At 29.8% G+C, this 1,294-nt stretch carries 1 protein-coding gene; it reads right to left on the reverse strand.

All coding sequences use genetic code 11. From position 1 onward, the window contains the following. Positions 1-230 precede the first annotated feature (230 nt). On the reverse strand, positions 231-779 hold the full coding sequence (locus Q0945_RS15890; protein ID WP_299436611.1) for a hypothetical protein: 549 nt from the start codon (positions 777-779) through the stop codon (positions 231-233). Between the last annotated feature and the right edge of the window lie 515 nt (positions 780-1,294).

A 1,294-nucleotide genomic window follows, 5' to 3' on the forward strand; every position in this document is an offset into this window, starting at 1 on the left:
CAGTGGTCTTTTTGTGGTTTCATAAGTGACTGTAATTAAATGATTAATTTTTAGTCAACCTATTTCAGGAAAGTTCATTTTTTAAATGTTGGGTAACGTTGTTGTATATGGTTTGTTGCGTGGTTAAGCACGTAATTTAGCAAATAAAAACCGAATAGAAAATCCGCGAGGATTTTCGTAAGTAGGCTAGAACCAAGCAATAAATTATATACGGTGTTGTAAACCGTTTTTTATTCACAATTCTTTATGTTTTTCCAGTCAACTTTGACTGTTTTAGTTTTTTTATTGTATTCGAAATCAGTAATTTCCTGTTGGCAATTTAATTTTAGATATTCATTTTCGAGTTTATTCGTATACGTATATCCTAATAATTCAGTCCAGCAATATATCGGATAACAATGTTCTTTTTCCGATTCATTAAGTTTTTCGTATTCGGCAATTTCAATTGACTTAAAAGAAGGTAAGTTTATTTTACCCAAATCGATATTTGATGTATTCTTTAAATTTATGTTTTCGATAATAATTTTCAATGATTTAAAATAGGTGTGAGGATTACCTTGGTTTAAATTTAATATTAAGTCAAATTTTTCAGCATTTTTAGGTATTCCGATTTTGAAATTTCCGTCGAAATCAGATTCCACATAATCAGTTTCTTTATCAATTGATATTTTTCCAGCTGGAAATTCCGATTCGTACTGAAAGAGTTGTCCAGATATTTGAGCTTTAGCAATTCCGCTAAATACTATAATTAAAATTGATATGTAGAATTTTTTTCTCAAATGGTTTACAACGTTCCCGGCTATGATTTCGGACTGGGAAAGTATACACTAACCAGTCAGCCAAAGATATATTATTAATTTATATAGAAAAAGCGCTTAGCCCAGTTTGAAATATAGCCATTGTTACCCTTTTTGGCCTACGATTGCTTAAGAATTCCAACAATTGGATTTAGTCACAGAAACTATGAATTTGGTACAATTTAGGAAATAAATTAAGTCAAAGAAATTAAATTCGGTCAAAGATTGGTTTTTCATAATAATTCCGTCCAACAGTTTTTAATTCACACAAGAGTGAGCAATTCGGTCTATTAGTTTTTAGAAAAAATTAAATATTCCGCCTAAAAACTACTTATACAAGTAATCGCAATAAAGTCAGCAAAAGAGTGGGGAATTTGTTTTCAATGAAGAAACGATATTTTTCGGGCTTCTAAACATTAAAATTCCACCAAAGATTGGAAATTCAGACACACAAGATTCTCATTTAGGATATTAAATTTAGTCAGAATTTTTCAGGT

This window comes from uncultured Maribacter sp., assembly GCF_947500405.1.
Classification (GTDB): Bacteria; Bacteroidota; Bacteroidia; order Flavobacteriales; family Flavobacteriaceae; genus Maribacter_B.